Source organism: Terriglobus sp. TAA 43, from assembly GCF_000800015.1.
In the GTDB taxonomy this organism is placed as follows: domain Bacteria; phylum Acidobacteriota; class Terriglobia; order Terriglobales; family Acidobacteriaceae; genus Terriglobus.
In genome coordinates, this window is the sequence record NZ_JUGR01000005.1 from 63,821 (window position 1) to 83,066 (window position 19,246).

Annotated in this window: 15 protein-coding genes; 8 read left to right on the forward strand and 7 right to left on the reverse strand. The window is 54.7% G+C overall.

All coding sequences use genetic code 11. The features are described 5' to 3' along the window. The first annotated feature begins 156 nt into the window (after nucleotides 1-156). From M504_RS21640 to M504_RS21650, 6 genes are all read left to right on the forward strand, one after another. Nucleotides 157-651, forward strand: coding sequence for a CHRD domain-containing protein (locus M504_RS21640; protein ID WP_052201146.1), 495 nt, complete (start codon nucleotides 157-159; stop codon nucleotides 649-651). Between the two features lie 9 nt (nucleotides 652-660). Next, entirely contained in the window at nucleotides 661-1,089 is a 429-nt protein-coding gene (locus tag M504_RS20655) for a CHRD domain-containing protein (protein WP_052201147.1), read from the forward strand. Continuing rightward, the gene (locus M504_RS20660; RefSeq protein WP_052201148.1) at nucleotides 1,086-1,523 is read left to right on the forward strand and encodes a c-type cytochrome; all 438 of its coding nucleotides are present in this window, start codon (nucleotides 1,086-1,088) and stop codon (nucleotides 1,521-1,523) included. Before M504_RS20655 ends, M504_RS20660 begins: the two co-directional genes overlap by 4 nt. A 5-nt stretch (nucleotides 1,524-1,528) precedes the next feature. Beyond that, the gene (locus M504_RS21645; protein WP_084214597.1) at nucleotides 1,529-1,990 is read left to right on the forward strand and encodes a protein-disulfide reductase DsbD N-terminal domain-containing protein; all 462 of its coding nucleotides are present in this window, start codon (nucleotides 1,529-1,531) and stop codon (nucleotides 1,988-1,990) included. A 272-nt stretch (nucleotides 1,991-2,262) separates the two neighbouring features. Next, nucleotides 2,263-3,669 (forward strand): hypothetical protein, encoded by a 1,407-nt coding sequence (locus M504_RS20670; protein ID WP_052201150.1) that lies wholly within the window; start codon nucleotides 2,263-2,265, stop codon nucleotides 3,667-3,669. After that, nucleotides 3,662-5,080 carry a TlpA disulfide reductase family protein gene (locus M504_RS21650; protein ID WP_084214598.1) on the forward strand — a complete coding sequence of 473 codons (1,419 nt, stop codon included), beginning with the start codon at nucleotides 3,662-3,664 and terminating at the stop codon, nucleotides 5,078-5,080. Before M504_RS20670 ends, M504_RS21650 begins: the two co-directional genes overlap by 8 nt. A gap of 61 nt (nucleotides 5,081-5,141) precedes the next feature. On the opposite strand, the gene M504_RS20680 is transcribed toward M504_RS21650, so the two are convergent. Further along, complete coding sequence (locus M504_RS20680; RefSeq protein ID WP_052201152.1) at nucleotides 5,142-6,608, reverse strand: sulfatase; 1,467 nt, start codon at nucleotides 6,606-6,608, stop codon at nucleotides 5,142-5,144. 199 nt (nucleotides 6,609-6,807) lie between these two features. Continuing rightward, complete coding sequence (locus tag M504_RS20685) at nucleotides 6,808-8,118, reverse strand: hypothetical protein (RefSeq protein WP_156994096.1); 1,311 nt, start codon at nucleotides 8,116-8,118, stop codon at nucleotides 6,808-6,810. Nucleotides 8,119-8,381: 263 nt separating this feature from the next. Here M504_RS20685 and M504_RS20690 point away from each other — a divergent pair, with 263 nt between their 5' ends. Next, entirely contained in the window at nucleotides 8,382-11,912 is a 3,531-nt protein-coding gene (locus tag M504_RS20690) for a TonB-dependent receptor domain-containing protein (protein ID WP_052201153.1), read from the forward strand. A 70-nt stretch (nucleotides 11,913-11,982) separates the two neighbouring features. Here M504_RS20690 and M504_RS20695 read toward each other — a convergent pair whose 3' ends face one another. The 3 genes from M504_RS20695 to M504_RS20705 are packed head-to-tail and all read right to left on the reverse strand — an operon-like array spanning nucleotide 11,983 to nucleotide 15,208. Continuing rightward, nucleotides 11,983-13,338 (reverse strand): gluconate:H+ symporter, encoded by a 1,356-nt coding sequence (locus tag M504_RS20695; RefSeq protein WP_047498219.1) that lies wholly within the window; start codon nucleotides 13,336-13,338, stop codon nucleotides 11,983-11,985. A 3-nt stretch (nucleotides 13,339-13,341) separates the two neighbouring features. Continuing rightward, nucleotides 13,342-13,734, reverse strand: coding sequence for a RidA family protein (locus tag M504_RS20700; protein ID WP_047498224.1), 393 nt, complete (start codon nucleotides 13,732-13,734; stop codon nucleotides 13,342-13,344). Nucleotides 13,735-13,756: 22 nt separating this feature from the next. Beyond that, nucleotides 13,757-15,208 (reverse strand): amidohydrolase family protein, encoded by a 1,452-nt coding sequence (locus M504_RS20705; RefSeq protein ID WP_047498227.1) that lies wholly within the window; start codon nucleotides 15,206-15,208, stop codon nucleotides 13,757-13,759. 84 nt (nucleotides 15,209-15,292) lie between these two features. Between M504_RS20705 and M504_RS20710 the strand changes: the two genes are divergently transcribed. Then, nucleotides 15,293-16,549, forward strand: a complete 1,257-nt coding sequence (locus tag M504_RS20710; RefSeq protein ID WP_047498230.1) for an amino acid deaminase — start codon at nucleotides 15,293-15,295, stop codon at nucleotides 16,547-16,549. A gap of 48 nt (nucleotides 16,550-16,597) precedes the next feature. Here the strand turns inward: M504_RS20710 and kdpC are convergent, their stop codons facing one another. Both kdpC and kdpB read right to left on the reverse strand, forming a co-directional pair. Then, nucleotides 16,598-17,164 (reverse strand): potassium-transporting ATPase subunit KdpC, encoded by a 567-nt coding sequence (gene kdpC / locus M504_RS20715; protein WP_047498232.1) that lies wholly within the window; start codon nucleotides 17,162-17,164, stop codon nucleotides 16,598-16,600. Nucleotides 17,165-17,186: 22 nt separating this feature from the next. Then, a complete protein-coding gene (gene kdpB, locus M504_RS20720) occupies nucleotides 17,187-19,229 on the reverse strand; it encodes a potassium-transporting ATPase subunit KdpB (protein ID WP_047498235.1) in 2,043 nt (680 codons plus the stop codon). Between the last annotated feature and the right edge of the window lie 17 nt (nucleotides 19,230-19,246).

Sequence of the window (19,246 nt, forward strand, 5' to 3'; positions counted from 1 at the left end):
GTTGCTCCCGATAGGTTCTTGCCTATAGGTAGAGCGCCGTGCGCCTACGAGTTCGCTTCCACTCATTACAAATGAATGCCACCTGTTCCGCGTTTAGAGCGGCGGCAGGTCTTCAAGCGATTCATCGCTTTGGCATTCCAGTACGCAGGTGATTTCATGTCATCGACTCAGCGATTTCTCATATTTACCGCAGTGCTGGCGTGTGTTCTGGCTGCGAATCCGATATCGGCAAGTGGAAGGAAGAAGGAGTTCCGCTCTGCTACGACGGCGCTTCCGCGAGTGTATGCATTTAAGGCAGACCTGGATGGTGCAGTTGCTTTGCCAGGCAACAGCGAACCAGCCAGCGGAGATGTGGCAGGCACATACGATCGGGAAACTCACGTGCTGCGATTTAATGCTCGGTTTCTCAATCTTTCTGGCCCGGCTACCAATGCGAAGTTCTTCTCTGCCGCCTCAATAGACAGGATCGGTCTGGCTACCGTGGCGGCTCCGAGACCTGATGCAAGATTGGTCACGGGCACTGCGTGGCTTGATCAAGAGGAAGAGCAGGAGTTGTTGGCGGGCCGCTGGTACTTCAATGTGACAACCGAAAAACACCCGGAAGGGGAAATTCGCGGGGTCGTACGGTTAGTAAACGAAACAAACAATTAGGAGAGCAGAATGAAGAAGTTTCAGGTGGTGGCGGCAACGGTCGCGATTGGTTTTGCTTCACTCTCACTGCGTGCCGAATCTATCAAGCTGAAGGCAAATCTTACTGGTGGCGAGGAAGTTCCTGCGAAGCAGGTCTCTGGGGCAGGCACGCTAACCGCAACGTTGGATACCGACACGAATACGCTGAAGTATCACGTGGAGTACCAGGGACTGACGGGGCCGGTAGTTGCTGCACATTTCCATGGTCCGGCAGCACCAGGTACGAACGCGAAGCCGCAGATTCCCGTGAAGGCACCGTTTGATAGCCCCGTTGATGGCACTGCCAGCGTTACGGCAGATCAGGCGAAGGATCTTCTGGATGGTAAGTGGTACTTCAATCTGCATACTTCAGCGAACCCCGGTGGTGAGATTCGTGGTCAGGTTGTGAAAGCGCAATGATGCGATTGCGCATGGGGCCGTGGTTTATTGCATGTGTGCTGAGTATTTTGTTTGTGGCGAAGGGGACGGTCACCTATGTTCATGCAGAAAGTGGGCCGTCCGCCCAAACATCGGTGCTACCTAAGCCAACAAACTTGAAGGTGTTGCCTATGGCCTTATCGCTTCCGGATGTCTACACACGCATGGCTCAGATGCAGAAAGACCTTGGTGTTGATTGCAGCTTCTGCCATGACCAGGATCCTGACTCCAAACAGATCAACTATGCATCAGACGAGAACCCGAGGAAAGAGACGGCAAGAGCGATGATGCGAATGACTCAGGACATTAATGAAAAGTATCTGGGGACACTGGGAGATCGACAGTATTCGCCGCCTATTACCTGCGGGAACTGCCATCTGGGACAAATGCATCCGCCGCAGTTTGAAGGGAAGTAAATGAGATGAAAAAAGTATTTTCAGCACTGGCACTACTTTTAATCACAGCGGTTGGAGCCACTGCGCAAAGGCCAGGGAGTGTGCAGTGGAGCGCTTCAGCGAAACCCGCAACGCATGCGGGAGAGTATGTTGTCGCGTTGCATGCTGAGGTAGAGAACGGATGGCATGTGTATTCGGCGAAGCAGTCGTCTGGTGGTCCGCTACCACTAGTGATTCGCGTGGATCAGGGCGCGCCCTTCTCGCTGGATGGAGCGATCACAGGAACCAGTCCGATTCAACATCATGACGCGAGCTTCAATCTCGATACGGAGTACTTCACCGGAACGTTCCTTTTGAACATTCCGGTGAAATCCACGACGCAAGGATCGGGCGAGATTCCGTTGGCCGTTCGGTTTCAGATGTGCAGCGATACAACATGCATGCCACCGCGAACGATTCATTTAGTGGCAAAGGTCAACGCTTCTTGAAATCCGTTTTCATTGGCAATACAGAGATCGATATGAACAAAGGTTGTTGTTTTATCCACAACACGAATGACGAGAGGGTGAAGTGTATGCGCGCACCATAAGTGCTGCGCACGAACAACGCCGCCGCCCGCTCGTCAGCTCATGCTGGAGCGGGTTTTCTGCTGGCTGCAATTTGTTGCACCTGCAGTTTTGAAGTCCACCCCGGCGTCAGCTAAGGGTGGATTTTCTTTTGCTGGATCAGAGTCTGCGGGATGAAAGGCAGGAACGGGGACATGGGTAACAAACGATTAGCTGGTGGGCGCGTGCAACGCAGCATCCTCATTCCTCTTGCGATTGCATGTGGGGCACTGTTGCTGTCGAAGGCACAGATCGCCGTGAAGAATCAGGGATATGTTCCTTTCAGTGACGCGCCGATTAACTATCGTTCTGACAAGCTTAGCGATCCAGTCGCGAAGCTGCAGCAGCGTCTGGATAATGGCGAAGCGAAGTTAAGCTATGAGTCCGAACACGGCTATCTTCGCTCTGTCTTGAAAGAGTTGAGCATCCCGGTCGATTCGCAGACGCTCGTGTTTTCCAAGACGAGTTTCCAATACAAGAAGATCTCACCAGAGCATCCGCGAGCGCTGTACTTCAACGACGACGTTTACATCGGCCAGGTTCATGAAGGAAAGGCAATTGAAGTTGTTTCGTTTGATCCGATGCAGGGGGCGATCTTTTACCTGTTGGATGAGCAGAAGGTAGAGAAGCCGAAGTTTGAGCGTGCTGAACTTGACTGCACTCAATGCCACATTGCTGCTGGAACACGCGGTGTGCCGGGTGTGTTGCTGCGCTCGATCTATCCAACGTCGACAGGAACGCAGGCCACCAGCACAAGATCCTTCATCACGGATCAGGAAAGCCAAATCAAGAATCGCTGGGGCGGATGGTATGTGACAGGGAAGTTCAGCGTAGCGCCAGATTTGTCGATTGGCAACTCTGTAGTGCCTGATGGCGACAATGCCGGTGATGAAAAGCTGGCACCCATTGCGGCGAAGTTCGACAAGAAGAGCTATCTCACTCCTGACAGCGACGTTGTTGCTCACCTGGTTTTGGCGCATCAAACGCAAGCGCATAACCTAATTACGCTTACGAACTACCGTGCGCGCATTGCAGCGTTTCAGGCTGCAAAAGCGAATGACGGTAAACCTGTGGATGCGGCTTCTCTGCCAGAGAGTGCTCGACAGCAATATGAGCGTCCAGCAGAGCAGTTGGTGCGTTATCTCGTATTCGCAAACGAAGCATCGCTTTCGGGCTTTGGCTTTGAAGCTGATGCGAAGTCTGACTTCGCGCGCGATTTTGTGGCGCATGGACCGCGGGATGCGAAGGGACGTTCACTTCGAGATTTTGATCTGAAGGTGCATACCTTCCGCTATCCGTGCAGCTACCTCGTTTACACGGAGTCGTTTGACAACATTCCAGAGCCGGCGAAGGGGTATGTGTATCACCGGCTGTTTCAAGTGTTGACCGGCGAAGACCAGAGCCAGGACTTTGTGGGCATAAGCCCTGAAGCAAAGCGCGCGGCATTGGAAATTCTGCTGGCTACAAAGCGTGGGCTGCCGGAGGAATGGCGGAGCTACGCGCAATCCAGGCGCCTGCGAATTGCGGCTCAGCCGGTTGGCTCGAGCCATATCCATGGCTAAGACACACCACGTTGTATCAACCACTCGCGAGGTCACTATGAAGACGATGCTGAAATACACAGGTGTTGCGATTGCCTTGGCAGGATTGGGCACAACCGCAGCGTTGGCACAGAACGCAACAAAGTCAATTGATGGTCGATGGGATGCGGCGCTTGTCCGACCGAATGGAGAGACTGTTCCATTCCGGCTGGACATTTCCGGCAGCGGGAACAATGTGAAGGGAACGTTCTATAACGGATTCCAGCCGTTCGACAGCACGACCGGCGGATCCTTTGCGAACAATGAACTGACGCTCAACATTGATCACTATCTCACTGCGATCCATGCCAAGTTGAACGGCGATCAGCTTGCAGGTGATGTCTCCACGCAGAATCGTGCGTCGACCGCGGCGTATCAGTTTAAGGCCACGCGTCATGTGGACGAGAAGGTAAATGTCTCGAACGTGCCACAGGTTGCTGGAGCTTACATTCTTCCGCTGGAGACTCCTTCGTCTAAGGGCGAAAAGGCATTTCACTTCATCGTGGAGCAGAGAGGTGCAGAGGTTGCGGCGACGATCCTCCGAGTGGATGGAGATACAGGCGCGTATACCGGCACGTATCGCGATGGTAAGTGGCGCTTGAGTCATTTCGACGGTTCCCGTCCGGGAGTTATTGAAGTGATTCCGCAGGCAGACGGTACACTTGCCGTCGAACAGAATCCAGGTTCGAAGCAGACTGCACAGAAAGCGTCCACTACGGCGAGCGCAAAGGCCTATGGCGAAGAGGCGCCTGTCGATAGCCGCTATACTCCGCAGCTCGTGGCTTACCGCGAAGATGTGGCACGTGCAAAGGGCCTTCCGCAGCCGGAGAATTACAGCACACATACAACCGTCCGCGATCAAAACGAGAAATTCGCGTTTAACTTCCCTGATGTGAACGGAAAGCTGATATCCGAAGATGATCCGCGTTTTAAGGGCAAGGTAGTTGTCGCGGTTGTTACCGGCACGTGGTGCCCGAACTGCCACGATGAAGCCCAGTATCTTGTTCAGTTGGATAAGAAGTACCGGGACAAGGGACTAGCGATTGTTGCTCTGGATTTCGAGGAGCCAGAGCAGCAAGGCGGCTTGGAGCGCGAGAAGGCCTTCGTGAAGCAGTATGGTGTGGACTACACCTACCTCATCGCAGGAGCGCCCGCAGAGATGTGGGAGAAGGTGCCGCAGGCGGTTAACCTAAACACATGGCCTGCGACGTTGTTCATTGGGCGTGATGGTCACGTGAAGTCAGTGCATTCAGGTTTCGCATCGCCTGCGAGCGGTAAGTTCAATGATGAGCTGAAAGCAGAGTTCACTGCCACCATCGAGAAGCTGCTGGCAGAAAAGCCGACGCAGCAGTCGGCATCTGTTGGGATCCAGGTAATTCACGAAGGCGAGTAGTGCGAAAAGAGAAGAGCCGCCGGATCGCAATGATCCGGCGGCTCTTCTTTGTCTCTTGCGACTAAACTTTTCTTCCCGGGATTTCCGTAAGAAGCTTTGCGAGTCGTGCTTCAAGGTCTTTCTGTATCGTTGCGTATTTCGGATCGCCGTAGAGGTTATGTGCCTCGTTGGGATCGTTCTTGAGATCGTAGAGTTCAAATTCCTGTGGCGACTGCGTGTACCACTGTATGAATTTGTGTGTGTCCGTACGCACGCCGCGGTGTGGTGCTACATTTTCGGCGCCAGGGAACTCGTAATAGTCATAAAGCCATTCCTTGCGCCATGCGGGACCCTTGTTGTCTACAACGTCCAACATGGAGCGTCCCTGGAACTGCTTGGGGATAGGAAGACCAACAAGATCCATGACGGTGGGAGCGATGTCGACGTCCAACACCATCTCCTTCTTTACCGCACCTGCTTTCACGCGGTTGGGATAGCGGATGGCCATGGGAACGCGGATGGATGGTTCATGCATCAGGCGCTTGTCGAACAGACGCCACTCACCCAGAAGATAGCCGTGATCCGAGCTGTGAATGACGGCCGTGTCGTCCATCACCTTAGTGTCGTCCAGATGCTTGAAGATGCGCCCCACGTTCTCATCGATGGCGACAAGGCCGGAGTAGTAGTCCTTGCATAGCTCTTCGATAGAACGGACTGCGTCGCCAGTGTCCGTTGTACCGATCTTGTTGTCCGCAGTCTTGAACGGAGTAGGCTTGCCGGGATATCCCTTGAGATCGTCATCAAACGATGCTGGCTTGGGAATCTTCACGCCGTTGTACAGGTCGAGATGGCGACGCGCACGGAAGTATGGCGCATGAGGCGTCATATACCAGAGGAGCAGAGCGAATGGCTTCTCGCGAGGCTGCTTCAACCAGTCGAGAACACGGTCCGTGACAAAGTCGTCGCAGTATCCCTCGTTCCACACTTGGACTGGGCCGATCTTGCCATTCTTGCCTTCGGCCATCTTCGGCTTGTAGTAGTTCGTGGCCGGAGCATTTACGCCCAGATAGTAATCCCAGTGCTTTTCCTTCATGCCGTTGCGCATGTGCACCTTGCCAACGACACAGGTTTCATATCCGGCTTCGAGCAGGTAGTCAGTGAAGACGGGAATGTCGGATGGTAACGGCGTGTTGACCGTTTTATTGTCCAGGGCACCGGTGGAACGCGACCACATGCCGGTCATGGCTGAGGCACGGGCTGGAGCGCACAGTGCGTTCGTGCAGAAGGCATTCTCAAACTTCACGCCTTCGTGAGCAATGCGATCCATGTTGGGGGTTTTCAGCAGGGGATGGCCCGCGCTGCTGAGGCAGTCCCAACGCTGTCCTTCGGTGTATAGGAAGATCAGGTTTGGCTTCTTGCCATCTTTCGCAGGTGCTTCTTCTGCTGTGGGGAGTGCCCGTGCGAGGTTTGGTGTTACTGCTGCGCCCAGGGCCGCCGCGCCTCCCTGTACAAACTGTCGCCTATCGAACTGCTTGCCAATCGAATCCATGTCATGCCTTTCCAAGCCAAGTATTTTCGCCGGATGATTCACAGCGAAATTGAATGTGTGTTCTCAGCGATAGCGGTTATCGCATATGGCTCTAAGTCAGTGCAATGGACATCGAAAGAAATGAAAAATCATAAGCCTTTTGTAATGAGCGTTTAGCACGGTGCTGTCACCGTATCGTTCCGCATGACACGGGTGAAAACTAATGAATATGGTAAGCGACGACGGTCGTATTGCTGACTTCATCCTTCACGAAATCACTTCTCAACACGACTTCGAAGCCGTGGAGCTTTCCGTTGATGGTGGCAGCACTAAGGATGGGTTGCCACATGCGTTGCGTGAAGAGAAAGTGTTCCGCGGCATACACACTGCCCATGGTGGAACCGCCGAGGAGAAGGACATGTTCATTGCCACTCGGTGTTTCCGTCAAAGCTACTGTGGTCAGTGCCTGGGTATCTGTTTTGGTGATGATAGCGACCTCGCCTTTTCTGGGAGCCCGATTCACCACTTGAAAGGTGTAATGCTCGTATCCACGGTCGAGATGGAAATCAAGGTTCGAGTCGTAAATAGAAGACCAAGGGTTGAAGGTGGAAGTGCCGAGCAGGATAAGGTTGGCGCCTTGCAGATCGCCCTGGTTCACATCGCGTGCATAGCGAACCTCCACATCCTTATCAGAGGTGGGGAGGTTCAGTCGATAGGGAATGCGCACCAGCTCCGAAGTGAGTTTCAGATCGGCCATGGTAGCCGCATTCACTCGGGATAACAGTCCCGGCCCTTCTGGCGAAATTGCCTGGATGGCGGGATCGTTCTGATAGCGCTGCTCCATATATACGAGCAGGGGAACCGGTTGATGCGTGTACGCGGTGTAGAGATTGAGGGCGGCATCGCCGGCAACAATCACCGTACGACGATTTCCCTGAAAGAGTGTTTTCCATAGCAGCAATGACCCGTAGTCGCGTTCTGCCTGTGCTCGCCGGTTATGCTGCCATAGAAAAAATCCGACAATGGCGATCGCTAGAAGAGGGATCGCTGTCCACAGCCAGACTCGTTTGCTTGCCTTCTGAAGGATTTGAATCGGATGCGGCTCTGCTGTGTCCCGCTCGGAGACGCTCGGTTCGGAAGAAGATGCGACGTCTTCAAACCGAGCGACATAACCACCTTTGGGAACAAGAATTCGCGCGGGATTAAGCTTGCCTTCGGTTCCGTAATACAGGTCCAAGCGTTTCCGAAGATGTCGAGCGCTGCCGCGAACAATCGCATCTTCGCCTGCATTGAACCCAGGCGGGCGATGAAAGAAGTGGATGCCAATCTGCTGTTCGCTTAGTTCATCGACATGTCCAGCCCATGTACGTTCGCAGATGTGCTTGAGCAACGCTGCCAATCGGGGAGATTTGGAAAACGTTTCACTGTGGACGATGCGATCCAATTCTTCGGCGCGAGGATCTGATGTGTTGCCATCCTGCATCGCCTGCATTTGCAGGGGGTTGGTTTCGGGTATGATCTCTTTACTCACAGACAGCGATGTTTTCCCTCCTCCATCCCGTGCATCGCAGCTTCTCACACTGTTGTCGCTAGACACAAGAACACCCTCTCTTTCCTGAAAATCCCAAGAAAACGCAGGCGGCGCACGGTGACACGCACCGTGTCATAGCAGGTTTGACCTTTTCGGTTACTGCTATGGCTCGTTAGATTCGTTGGGCTTTTGAAATCCAACGAGGATCGGCGCGAAATTCGTTCGATCCCCCTTAGCAATCACCCTTTTCGAGGTCAGACACTATGTATCGCCGAACTCCTGCTTTTTCCAGGCGCACCGTGGGCAGGGCGCTTTCTAATTCGGTTCTTTCTTTCTCCCTGGTTTTGCCGATTGGTCTTGCCGCAGTGACAGCGTTGCCTTCTGCAGCGCAGGTAGTTACAGCTTCTTTGCGCGGAACCGTTCAGGATTCTTCTGGTGCACCCATTGCCAATGCGCAGGTGAAGGTGGTCAACACTGCCACCAACGTGGTGACGCAAGCGCACACGGATGACAATGGCCGCTTCGTCTTTGCCTCGCTCGAACCGGGTGGTCCTTATACCTTGTCCGTTACCGCCAACGGTTTCAAGACGGACCAACGCAACGGCATCACGCTAGCTGTGAGCCAGATTGCTGACATTGAGGTACCGCTCCAGATTGGTTCGGCTTCTGAGACGGTTGAGGTGCAGGCCGATGTTCCGCAGATTGAGACATCCACCGGCGCGATCTCCGGACTTGTGGAGAACCGCAGCATCGTGAACCTGCCGCTTAACCAGCGCAACCCTTATGCGCTGGTGTTTCTGTTGCCAGGATCGGTTGGCAGCGTGGGAACGGCTTACAACTCTTCCAACATCTCCATCAATGGTGGGCGACCCGGTAGCGCCGATATTCTGGTGGACGGTATTCCAGCTTCGCCTCCGTTGGCGAATCCGATCAACGGCTTTGCCGTGTTCCCATCCGTGGACGCTGTGGACGAATTCAAAGTTCTCACGAATGGCTACAGCGCCGAGTTTGGTCGCAGCGGTAGCGGCATCATCAACTTGATCCTAAAATCGGGCACGAACAAGCCCCACGGCAGCTTGTATGACTTCGTGCGCAACTCCGCGATGGACGCCAACGACTGGTTCAGCAAGCTGAATAACCGCGCACTTCCGCAGTTCACTCGAAATCAGTTTGGTGGAAGCATCCAGGCTCCTGTAGTGATCCCGCATCTGTACAACGGACGTGACAAGACCTTCTTCCTGTTCTCGTACGAAGGTCTGAAGCAGGGAACGGGTACATCCACGAACATGGTGGTACCAACGGCCGCTCAACGCGCTGGTGATTTTTCAGCCACCGGCATTCCTGCGATCTATGACCCGACGACGACAGTGGCTGCAGGTAGCGCTTATACGCGCACAGCCTTTGCGGGCAACATGATTCCGAAGACTCGCCTTGATCCGGTGGCGCAGAACATTGTGAAGTACTGGCCGCTTCCTAATATTGCGAATGCTGCCTATGGCGCCAACAACTACTTCGCGACCGGCGTTAACCAGGTCAACATCAACACCTATGATGCGAAGGTCGACCAAGTGTTTAACGATCGCAACAGGATGTTCGCGCGTTATTCCGGTCGTCGACTTTCGCAGCCTGCAACGCTATTTGAAGATCCGTCGATTGCTGTTGCGCAGAACAACGCAGGACAGCAACCGCAGAACTCCAACTCTGTCGCGGTAGATTACACGCGCACCCAATCACCCACGCTGGTCTTCGAAGCGCGTTATGGCTACTCACGCGTAGCATTGGATTTCCGTTCGGTCAGTGATGGATTTGATCCTACGGCAAATCTCGGTATGCCAAGTTACATCTCAGCCAACGCTGACCATCTCCAATTCCCTGGCATTGCTCCGGCTAACTATCAAGGCTTGGGAAGCGCTGGGCAGGGAACCACACGGCACGCGGGTTACGAAGCACATCTTCTGGGCGTGAACATTACCAAAGTCAAGGGCAACCATGTCCTGAAGTTCGGTGGTGAAGGTCGTCTTATGCGGGCTAATGATACGGAATCCGGTAACTCTGTCGGTGGTTTCTCGTTTCCCAAAACGCACACACAGCAGAACCCGAACAACGCGGTGGGCGGCGATGGTTTTGCCAGCTTCCTGCTGGGGCTTGGCACCGGCACCATGACCATCAACAGCAAGGACGGCGCGACGCAGAGCTTTTATTATGCGGGCTACATACAGGATGACTGGAAGGCGAATTCGAAGCTCACCCTGAATCTGGGCCTACGTTGGGACGTGGAGATTCCGCGCACCGAACGTCATGACCGCATGGAAGTCTTCGATCCCAGTGCAACGTCGCCTCTGGCATCTGTGTATTCGGGGGCCAAAGGCGGCCTAAGGTTTATGGGTGTGAACGGCACAAGCCGCCGTCAGTATGATCCTCGTTGGAAAGATTGGTCGCCCCGCTTCGGCTTTGCCTATCAGGTGGATTCGAAGACCGCCATTCGCGGCGCCTATGGTATTTACTTCAATCCGTCGATGCGTGCAGCTGCAGCAACGATTGGCAACGTGGGCTTCAGCGCTTCAACGACGTTTGACGCAGTTCCGGGCAATATAACGCTCTCTGGTGCGACGCTGAGCAATCCGTTTCCGAACGGAATCGCCAAGCCCGCTGGCAGTTCGCAGGGACTGTCTACGGCGATTGGGCAAACATTTGAAACGCCACTGGCAGGCGACAACAGGGTGGGCTATACCCAAAGCTACGACCTGGATGTACAGCGCCAGTTGCCGTGGTCTGTGTTGGTGGAAGCAGCTTACGTGGGAAGTCACGGTGTTCACCTGAACCGTGCGGGTGAGAACGACTTCCTGCTGAATCAGCTTCCCATCTCAGTCGTGCAGCAGTATGGTACGGCGTTGCAACAGTCCGTTGCGAATCCTTTCTATGGAACGATCACCACCGGAACGCTTTCATCGCAGACCATTGCGCGGCGTTATCTCCTGGCACCATTCCCGCAGTATGTGCAGGTGCAGGCGTCATATCCAACAGGGGGCTTTAGCCAGTACGATTCGTTCCAGTTGAAAGTGACCAAACGTGCGGCGCATGGACTCACGTTGTTGCTGGCATTTACCGGTTCGAAGCTGTTTGATAACTACTCGAACATCTCGAATGTTGGCAATCAGGCCGGTGGCATACAGGACATCTACAACCCCGCGGGTGACCGTTCTGTATCGGCCAACGATGTCTCGCACAAGCTGACCATCAGCGGTGTATACGAGCTTCCTTTCGGCCGAGGTAAGCATTTCGGTGGCAATTGGAATCCCTTTGTGGATGCGCTTCTCGGTGGATGGCAGGCGAATGGTATTTACACCCAGCAAAGCGGATTCCCGCTCGCAATCACGACGCAGGACACGTCGCAGGCCGGCGGCAACGTACTGCGACCGAATCTCACAGGGCAGGATCCACGCACGCACGGTCCCATCTCGCAGCGTCTTGGGACCGCGAATCACAAGGCTAATGGCGCTTACATTAATCCAGCGGCCTTTTCTCAACCCGCGGCATTTACGTTTGGTAACGCCTCACGCACTATCAGCAATCTGCGCGCACCTTCGTACGAAAATGTGGACTTCTCGCTCTTTAAGAATTTCACTTTGAAGAACGAGCTAAAGCTGCAGATTCGAGGCGAAGCTTTTAACGCTCTTAACCAGGTAGTGTTTGGCTCTCCTGTCACGAATCTGTCCAACGCACAGTTTGGCCAGATCAGTGTTCAAAGCAATACACCACGGCAGTTGCAGTTTGCCGCGAAACTTCTTTTTTAACTAGTTGGGGAAAAACAACGGTGGCGGCAAGAGAATTATCTTGCCGCCACCATTCTTTTGGGTCGAGTTATTAGGCCAGAATTAGTTGCAGCAAGCAGGCTAAGCCGAAAGCGACCAGGGACAGTATGGTTTCCACCACTGTCCATGACTTCAACGTGTCAGCGACTGACATGCCGCTGTATTCCTTCACCAACCAAAAACCACCATCGTTCACGTGAGAGAAGCCCGTGGCACCAGCGCCAGTAGCAATCGCGAGAAACTCAGGTCGGACACCGGTCATGGCAAGTGCCATGGGGGCGACGATGCTGCTGGCAGTGGCCATGGCGACTGTCGTGGATCCCGTTGCGAGGCGGATAAAGGTTGCCAGCAGCCATGCCAAAAGAAGCAAAGGAACATGTGTTTTCAATGCATAACCAAGCAGCACTGTGCTGACACCACTGTCGATGAGAACACGCCCAAAGCCGCCACCCGCGCCAACCAGCAATGTCACTGTGGCAGTGGGAGCGAGACATTCGTTCGTAAAGCGAAGTACCTGATCGCGTGTGAAGCCGCGGCGCAGGCCAAGCTGGTACATACTCAAGAGCGTTGCAACCAGAAGGGCTACGTCCGCATTGCCGAGAAAGTGCAGGATTAGATTTGCGCGGCTTCCAACTGCGGTAAATTTATCTGCCCAGCTACCCACCAGCATCAGCAGTACGGGCAGAAGAATCATCGAGACACTGGTCAGAAACGATGGAAGCTGACGCTTCTGGTCGGTGTGTACAAATGCATCGCTCAATGCCGTGTGTTGTGGTGCTCCGATGTGTTTTGAGATGAAGCCGGACCAGATGGGACCCGCAAGAATTGCGGCTGGGATGCCTACGAGCAGTGCCCACCCGATGGTCTTGCCGAGATCTGCTTGGAATGCGGTTGCTGCCATCAAAGCCGCAGGATGAGGTGGCAGAAGTCCATGCACCATCGCGACTCCTGCGGCCATGGGAAGCAAGGTGGTGACAAGAGAACGGTTCGTCTTTTTTGCCACGTTATAAGCGAGCGGCATCAGCAGAACCAGTGCGACCTCAAAGAATACGGGGATGCCAACGATGATGCCAGCGCACAACATGGCCCACGGAACATGCCGCGGTCCGAACGCATCCACAAGGCTTTGAGCGATACGTTCGGCTGCACCAGACTCTGCCAGCATCTTTCCAAGCATGGTGCCAAGTGCCACCACAATGGCGACATGGCCAAGCGTGTTGCCGAGGCCAGTCTCAAAAGAAGTGACAACTTTGGGTAGTGCCATACCTGAGGCTATGGCCAGCCCAATAGAGCACAGGATAAGCGTAAGAAACGGATTTAACCGCACCCACACGATGAGCAGGATCAACACAACGACTGAGATCGCTGCAGTGCTAAGCAAAAAAATCGAGTGGGTGTCGGTCATCATCCTTTACTTGGCGGGATACTTGTAAGCAACGCAGTCAATTTCAACTTTGCAATCCACCACCATCTTCGTTTCCACACATGCACGCGCCGGGGGATTTTCACCGAAGTACTGACGGAAGACGCCATTGAACGCAGCGAAGTCGCGCGCATCATCAAGCCACACGCCACAGCGTACGATGTGCTCTGGGCCGTAGCCGGCTTCCTCTACAATCGCCATCATGTTCTTGATTGCCTGATGTGACTGCGCAACGACATTGCCCACGATGACTTCGCCATTCACCATGGGAACCTGGCCGCTGACGAATAACCATCCATTTGCTTCAACGGCTCGTGCGAAGGGCATGTGTGAACCGCCCTGTCCTTTGCCGCCTTCTACTCCGTAACGCTTGATGCTCATACCTTCTCCTGTTGCAAATGGTTCATGCTGCATGTGATTGCCGCGGCAGGAACTTGCCGCCGCGTTGTGTTGTGACTGTACCGTTTGTGATGGAAGCTATTCCGTTCACCCACACGTGGTGAATGCCGATGCTGGGTTGAGTAGAATCTGTCCACGTTGCCGCATCGCGCACAGTTGCCGGATCGAAGAGAACCAGGTCAGCGGCGAAGCCTTCGCGAATCAATCCACGATCGCGCAATCCGAGCGTTTGTGCTGACAGCCCTGTCATCTTATGGACAGCGGTGGGAAGATCGAAGAGTTGCTCCTCGCGACTGTAGTATCCAAGAACTCGCGGGAACGTTCCCCACAAGCGTGGATGCGGACGCGGATCATGCGGAAGGCCATCGCTTCCTACCATCACTGCGGGATGCCGTAGAACACGCTTCACATCCTCCGGCGACATGTTGTGATAAATAGCCCCTGCAGGCATCAATGCCTTTGCAGCTTCCAGCTGAGTTTTGTTCCACTGCGCTGCAATTTCTGCAAGCGCTCTACCGGAAACCTCGGGATGTGGCTCACTCCAAGTGATACGAATCTCGATGCGCTCGTCTACCTGGCGGAGATCAAGCATGCTGCTGCTGGCGGTGTAGGGATAGCAGTCGCAATGTACCGTTTGCTTTATGCGTGCCTTATCCAGCAGTGCAAGAACATCGGTGGTGCGACCCCAGTTGTCAGGACCTGCGCACTTCAGATGTGAGATCAATACGGGCACCGGTTGCGACGAGCGTCCCACGGCGAAGCTTTCTTCCATCGCATCCAGAATTGCGGCGGTCTCGCTGCGCATATGCGTTGCGTACATGGCGCCTGCGTCGCCCAATGGTTCCGCTACGCCAAGCACTTCTTCCAGTGTCGCGGAATATGCCGAGAGGTAAGCGAGGCCTGTGCTTAGTCCAAGCGCTCCGTGTTCAAGAGCGTCTTGCAGTTGTGATCGCATCGCGTTGACTTCGTTGGATGTAGCGGCTCGGTCCAGGCGGTCGAGGTGATTTGCGCGCAGTGTTGTGTGGCCCACCAATGCCATGACATTTACGGATGGTTTAGCCGCGTTCACTGCGTGAAGGTAGTCTGCAAATCCGCGATACTGCATCATCGCCGGCTTCCCGAGTAGTTCCATGGGATCGGGAAGAGGATTGGTCGGTAGTACGGGTGATGCGCTGATGCCGCAGTTGCCGACGACAACGGTAGTGACACCTTGTGTCAGCTTGGGCAGCATGGCGGGCGTTTCGATGACGCTGGTGTCGTCGTGGGTGTGTGGGTCAATGAAGCCGGGTGACAACACGAGTCCTTTTGCGTCGACTGTATTTTCCGCACGCCATGTGCTGTTTGCGTCGACCCGTACGATACGTCCCGCGTGTACAGCAACGATGCTTTCACGAGGGGCGTCGCCGCTGCCATCGATCAGCAGTGCTCCGCGAATCAGCAAGTCACATTCCGGCATGGTGGCCTCCGCTGGTCTGGATTTGGTCGTCGGCGATATGCTCAAAGTTAGTCACAGATAAAGCATCGCAAATGTGGAGGCAGCTTGGCCAGCGAACAGATTTTCCCCAAGGGACTTGGCGGTTTGGGAACCGTGGAAGAGATTGAGGCAGTAGGTGCGCGTGGATGGAATGTTCTGCGCGAGGATCTGAGCCTGCCTGTCGCGGTCCTGGTGAAGCCGCGGGTGGAACACAATCTCCGCTGGATGACCGAATTTGTGCAGAAATACGGTGTTTTTCTGGCTCCACATGGCAAAACGACCATGGCTGCCAAGCTGTTCGGCCGCCAGATGGATGAGGGCGCATGGGGCATTACTTTGGCGACGGCGCAGCAGTGCGCGGTCGCTCATGCCCATGGCGTGCGACGCATTCTGATGGCGAATGAACTGATCGGCCGTGCGAATTTCGAACTGGTGAGTGACATTATTGCCGGTGGGACGACCTTTTACACGTTGGTTGACTCGCCAGATCTGGTCTGCCAACTCGGCTCGTTTTTTCAGGGGCGAGGACAGAAGCTTCGTGTGTTGGTGGAGTTAGGTGTCAACGGTGGTCGAACGGGGACGCGAACGGATGAGCAGACACAAGCCGTCGTGGACGCCATTGCACAATGGAGCGGGAGCCTTCTGCTTTGCGGTGTTGAGGTCTACGAAGGAGTGTTGAAGGACGAAGCTGGCATCCGGGAATATCTTGGTCGCGCCGTTGATACAGTGAAGCAGTTGCAGAAGCAGGGAGCCTTTGCGCAGGACGAGCGGGTGATCCTGAGTGGTGCGGGTTCCGCTTGGTATGACGTGGTTGCGGATGTCTTCGCCGCCGTCCGTGACGAGGTCGATGTTGTTCTGCGGCCAGGTTGCTACCTGACTTCGGACGCAGGTATTTACCGTGTCGCACAGCAGGAGATCGGGCAACGAAACAGCATCGCCCGAGCAGTGGATACGGACCGCGGTTCGACGTTGCAGTCCGCTCTCGAGGTATGGGCTTATGTGCAGTCTGTGCCGGAGCCGGGGCTTGCCATTGTTGGCATGGGGAAGCGCGATGTCGCGTTTGATTCGGGGCTTCCGGTAGCGGTCTGGCATTTTCGTCCAGGTGTACACCGGGAACCAGCGCGAGCTTCTTCTGCATGGGAGACGGTGAAGCTGATGGATCAGCACGCGTATCTTCAAGTACCGCAGGATGCTGATATTAAAGTTGGCGACATGCTTGGGTTCGAGATATCGCACCCATGTTTGACTTTCGACAAGTGGCGCTATGTCGCCATGGTGGATGAGAGCTATAACGTGCTGGAAGCTATACCGACTTACTTCTGATCTTTATTGTGGGCCGCTGGGAACAGCGGCCCACAACGTTTGGTGCGATTACTGGGCCCCAGTTGCCGTCATCTGCGAAAGAGCCAGATTCAATGCCAGGACATTGACTCGTGGTTCGCCCAAGATGCCTAGCTGTCGCGGTTGAATCTGCCGTGCGATCAGTGCGTTGATGGTGTCTTGCGAGACGTGGCGCTGCTGTGCAACGCGCGGGGCTTGATAATACGCGGCTGCTGGAGTGATATCCGGATCCAAACCTGATCCCGAAGCCGTAACCAAATCTACTGGGACCGCTTGGCCTGCGGACTCAGTCTTTACGCTGGCTGCGACGCGATCCATCAACGATTTGTTGGTGGGGCCATAGTTCGATCCAGAGGACGACGTAGCATCGTAGCCTGTACCTGCGGCAGAAGGACGGCTATGAAAGTAGCTATCGCCTGTGAAGGGTTGCCCGATGATTGCCGAGCCGATAGTCTCGCCATTCCTCGTAATCATCTGCCCATTTGCCTTGCCTCTCATGGCAAGTTGAGCGATAGCAGTGATGGCAAGGGGATAGGCAATGCCGAGAAGAAATGCCGTAACTACCGTATAGATACATGCGATACGAACGAGTTTCATGAGGTCTTCCAGTCTCTGGCAACTACGCCAGGTGAAGTGCAACGATGACCATGTCCAGAAGCTTGATTCCGATGAATGGAACGATAATTCCACCCAGCCCGTAGACGATGAGATTGCGCTGAAGTAAAGCGGCAGCCGACATCGGACGATACTTCACACCGCGCAGGGCCAACGGAATCAGGCCGACAATAACCAGCGCATTGAAGATCACCGCGGATAGAACAGCCGACTCTGCGTTATGCAGATGCATTACGTTGAGCGCGTTTAATACAGGGAATACGCCGGCGAACATCGCTGGGATAATTGCGAAGTATTTTGCGACATCATTCGAGATGGAGAATGTCGTGAGTGCGCCGCGCGTCATGAGCAACTGCTTTCCAATGCCGACAATCTCGATAAGTTTGGTCGGGTTGGAGTCCAGATCAACCATGTTGCCAGCTTCTTTCGCAGCTTGTGTGCCACTGTTCATAGCGACACCTACGTCTGCCTGGGCAAGCGCAGGCGCGTCGTTTGTACCATCACCCGTCATTGCGACGAGCTTGCCTTCCGATTGTTCGCGCTTGATCAGGTCCATCTTGTCTTTTGGTTTTGCTTCGGCAAGGAAGTCGTCGACGCCCGCCTCCCGCGCAATCGCTGCCGCGGTCAAGGGATTGTCGCCCGTGATCATGATGGTGCGAATGCCCATGGCACGCAGGTGATCAAAGCGTTCCTTCATGCCACCCTTGACGATATCTTTCAGATGGATGACACCAAGGGCGCGACCATTCTCAGCTACGACAAGCGGAGTTCCACCCTTTCGCGCAATCTCTTCGACGGAAGTACGAACGGCTTCCGGCATTGCGGAGTTGTGATCGGCTAGGTAGCGCGAAATCGCATCGACGGCGCCTTTACGAATGGAACGGCCGTCCACTTCGATGCCGCTCATGCGTGTTGTCGCGGAGAAAGGAACAAACTCCGCGTGTAGCTCGCCCAACTCCCGCCCGCGAAGGTTGTACTGTTCTTTCGCGAGCACCACGATAGAACGCCCTTCCGGAGTTTCATCGGATAAGGAGGAGAGCTGTGACGCATCTGCAAGCTGTTCCGCTGTGACACCCGGCGCAGGTACAAACTCAGATGCCTGTCGATTGCCGATGGTGATGGTGCCGGTCTTGTCCAGTAGCAATGTGTTCACGTCGCCCGCTGCTTCCACCGCGCGGCCGGATGTTGCCAGAACATTGTGCTGCACCAAGCGATCCATACCGGCAATACCAATGGCCGAAAGCAGGCCGCCGATGGTGGTAGGGATAAGGCAGACCAGAAGTGAGATCAGCACGAAGGCTGTTTGCGGCGCACTGGAATAGATGGCGAACGGTTGCAAAGTAACGACCGCAAGCAGGAAGGTGATGGTGAGCCCCGCAAGAAGAATGTTCAATGCAATTTCGTTGGGTGTCTTCTGGCGTTCTGCACCTTCCACGAGCGCAATCATGCGATCAAGAAATGTCTCACCTGGGTTGGATGTGATGCGAATGGTGAGTATGTCTGAAAGGACACGTGTCCCGCCTGTTACCGCTGAGCGATCGCCGCCTGCCTCTCGAATTACAGGTGCCGATTCACCCGTGATCGCCGATTCGTCTACGGAGGCCGCGCCCTCTGTGACTTCGCCATCGCCCGGAATCATTTGTCCTGCTGTAACTCGAACGACGTCGCCTGAACGCAGATGAGAACTGGGAACTTCTTCGAGCGCACCTGACTTTGAAAGTCGATGTGCTGTTGTTTCCGACTTAGCCTGACGCAACGCGTCCGCCTGCGCCTTGCCGCGGCCTTCGGCCATCGCTTCAGCAAAGTTGGCGAACAATACGGTGAACCACAGCCAGAGTGTGATCTGGAGGTTAAAACGGAAGTGGCCGGTATGCGTGGACATGCTGACGATGAGCAGGACAGCTGTGAGGACGCTGCCAATTTCCACGACGAACATGACGGGGTTTTTCATCATCACACGCGGATGAAGCTTTGCAATCGCATCCCATGCCGCACGACGCATAATGTGCGGGTCGAATAAGGAGCGACGTTTTGCTTGACTAGACATACTCGTATCTCTTTCTC